General features: G+C 72.7%; 2 protein-coding genes and 1 pseudogene. 2 read left to right on the plus strand and 1 reads right to left on the minus strand.

The window, feature by feature from the left end; translation table 11 throughout:
• Positions 1-91: 91 nt before the first annotated feature.
• Positions 92-1,645 (minus strand): MFS transporter, encoded by a 1,554-nt coding sequence (locus ACIQOV_RS34600; protein WP_401054805.1) that lies wholly within the window; start codon positions 1,643-1,645, stop codon positions 92-94.
• A gap of 205 nt (positions 1,646-1,850) precedes the next feature.
• Here ACIQOV_RS34600 and ACIQOV_RS34605 point away from each other — a divergent pair, with 205 nt between their 5' ends.
• Both ACIQOV_RS34605 and ACIQOV_RS34610 read left to right on the plus strand, forming a co-directional pair.
• On the plus strand, positions 1,851-2,843 hold the full coding sequence (locus tag ACIQOV_RS34605) for an Lrp/AsnC family transcriptional regulator (protein WP_401054804.1): 993 nt from the start codon (positions 1,851-1,853) through the stop codon (positions 2,841-2,843).
• Between the two features lie 120 nt (positions 2,844-2,963).
• A pseudogene (locus tag ACIQOV_RS34610) lies at positions 2,964-3,122 on the plus strand (transposase); the annotation flags it as partial.

Below are 3,122 nucleotides of genomic sequence, written 5' to 3' on the forward strand. Positions count from 1 at the left end.
CAGTTGCGCTCGCGTCACACACCACGGTCTACCGGATCAGGACCCGCCGCGAAGGTGAATCACACAGATTGATCACGACCGAATACGCGCCCTAGGCGGACGCGCTGCCCGCAGGGACGGGGACGGGAACGGCGGCGGTCTGCGGAACCGGGGCCCCGGCGCCGGGACGGCCGGCGGGCACGGCCGGCCGCAGGAGGACGGCGCAGGCGACGGCCGCCAGCAGGGCGAGCGAGGCCGACACGACCAGGCAGAGCTGGAGGCCGTCGAGGAAGGAGCCACCGAGTGCGCTCAGGGCCGGCTTGGTGGCAGGGCCCAGGTCGAGCCCGGCCACGGCGCCGAGGCCCTGCTCCCGGGCGACGGCGAGGACGTGGCCGCCGGTCTCCGCCGGCACGCCGGCGTCGGCGAGCCGGCCGGGCAGGGCGTCGAGGGCGCGGGTGGTCAGCAGGGCGCCGAGCACGGCGGGGCCGAGGGCGCCGCCGAGCTGGCGGAAGGCGTTGTTCCCGGCGGCGGCCATGCCGGCGAGGTGGTGCGGTACGGAGGAGACCGCGGAGGCCGTCATCGGGGTGAGGACGGTGCCGATGCCGAGGCCGAGCAGGACCAGGCGCCAGGCGAGCGACCCGTACGAGGTGCCCGCGTCGACGCCGATCAGCGACAGCAGCGAGCCCGCCATCAGCACCAGGCCGGTGGTGATCATGACCCGAGCGGACACCCGGTGCATCAGCCGTCCGACGGGGACGCCCACGACCAGGGACGTCCCGGACACCAGAACCATCCGCAGCCCGGCCTCCCACGTGCTCAGATGCTGCACCAGACCGAAGTACAGGCTCAGGACGAAGAAGAAGCCGATCAGCCCCAGGAAGCTGATCATGGCGACCAGCGACGTGGCGGCGAAGGCGGGACTGCGGAACAGGGCCAGGTCGAGCATCGGGCTGCTGCTGCGACGCTCCACGACGACGAACGCGACCGCGCTCACGGCGCCGATCACCAGGGCCGCCACCACGGAGGGCGTACCGAAGCCGTCGGCTCCGCCCTCGATCACGCCGTAGACGACGGCGGTGACCGTGACGGCCGCGCTGATCTGCCCGGGCCAGTCGAGCCGCCGGCCGTGCGGCGCCCGGGAGTCCGGCAGCAGGAAGGCCGCGACGACCAACACGACCAGCGACACCGGGATGGGCAGGAGGAAGATCCAACGTACCTCGACGTGCTGCTGCAGCAGCCCGGCGATCAGCGGTCCCAGGGCCAGCGAGGCCAGCATGGACATCGCCCACAGGCCGATGAACCTCCCGCGCTCCCGGTGGTCGGGGACGGCGTGGCTGATCAGGGCCAGCGTGGTGGGCAGCAGGGCCGCCGCACCCAGCCCGGAGGCCGCCTGCCCGACCCACAGCCACTGCACCGAGTCCGCGGCCAGCGAGACGGCCGCGCCCAGTGCGCAGAACGCCATGCCCGCCTGGAACACCCGCTTGCGGCCGTGGACGTCGCCCCACACCCCGGTGGTCAGGATCAGCGCGGCCATCGGCAGCACGAACGCGTCCGAGACCCAGGACAGTTGGGAGGTTGAGGCGCCCAGCGCCCGCTGGAGCGCCGGCAGGCTCACCGACACGGTGGTCACGGGAAGGTAGGCGACGAAGACGCCCAGACAGGCCATGACGAGCGTGACGCCTCGTCCGGCCACGGGGCGCTGCACCGTTGCGGAGTTCACGGGGTGGTTCCTTCGACTGCGGGATGCCGCGCGGGCACCGGTTGCTGGGGGCACAGGAAAGCTTCGGCCCCACGGGCGAGGAATCCCCAAGCGATCCCGGCAGACGTACCAGAACCTCCATTCCGGTCCGCCCCTGTGTCACGATTCCTCTGTGCCTGACGACCTGGACCGCAAAATCATCCACGGGCTCTACTGCGCCCCCCGGGCCTCGTTCCGCCGCCTCGGCGAGGTCGTGGGGGTGTCCGAACAGACCGTGGCCCGCCGCTACAACGCGCTGCGGCGAGGCGGGATCCTGCGCGTCGTCGGGCTGAGGAGCCCGTCCGCCCACGGGCATGCGGAGTGGGTCGCGAGGCTGCGCTGCCGCCCGGAAGCCGTGGGGCCCGTCGCCGACTCCCTCGCCCGCAGGCCCGAGGTCGGCTACGCCAGCATCGCCTCCGGTGGGTCGGAGATCATCTGCACCATCCGCTCGGCCGTCGGCACCGGGCGCGACGACGTCCTGCTGCGGCAGCTCCCGCGCGCCGCCTCGGTCCTCGACATGAGCGTCGACCTCCTCCTCCACACGTTCGGCGCCCCGGACGCGGTCGGCTGGGCCGGCGGGGAACGCTTCCTGACCGACGAACAGGTGCGACGGCTGACGGCGGAGCGCCCTGCGGCCGCCGGGCCGCCGCTCGCCCCGGCCGACGAGGACCTCCCGCTCTTCGAGGCCCTGGCGGAGGACGGCCGCGTGTCCCACACCCGCCTGGCGGAGGTCACCGGCTGGTCCACACCCCGAGTCGCCCGCCGCCTGGAGGCCCTGGAGGCCTCCGGCTCCCTCGCCTACGGCATCGACATCCTGCCCGAACGCCTCGGCTACGAGCTCAACGCCGTCCTTTGGCTCCAGGTCGACCTGCCCGGACTCGACCGGATCGGTGAGGAGCTCGGCCGGCACGACGAATGCGCCTTCGTCGCGGCGACCAGCGGCCGGCACAACCTCATGGCCGTCGTCATCTGCCGGGACACCCCCGACTTCTACCGCTACCTCAGCAGCCGCCTGGCCCGCATCGAGGGCATCAGGGGCTACGAGATCAGCATTCGCGTTCGCCGCCTCAAGCAGTCCGTGTCCCTGATCCACCACGGACGGCTGATCCACCCCCCGCTGGGCTGACGCGAGCGCACCACCGAACGGGCCTGGACGCCCAGCCCGACCATCTGACTATTGCCGGTCCTGGTCGTTGGTCCGGACATGGGGCGGGGTGATCCGACGGACGTCGACCGGGAACATCTGCTCCAGCAGGTCCAGGCGGAAGCGGACGTGGCCGGTGACATCGACTGGGACGTGTCGGTGGACTCCACGATCGTGCGGGCCCACCAGCACGCGGCCGGTGCCCGCACCGACCCGCCACCGGCCCTCGCTGGCTCAAGGGGGGCTGGGCCGGGAGAACAC

Source organism: Kitasatospora sp. NPDC091257, assembly GCF_044757675.1.
Classification (GTDB): domain Bacteria; phylum Actinomycetota; class Actinomycetes; order Streptomycetales; family Streptomycetaceae; genus Kitasatospora; species Kitasatospora lactacystinica.

Coding starts and splice junctions, on each gene's coding strand:
- ACIQOV_RS34600 (WP_401054805.1), bottom strand. CDS start 1,645: ATGGCCTGTCTGGGCGTCTTCGTCGCCTACCTTCCCGTGACCACCGTG.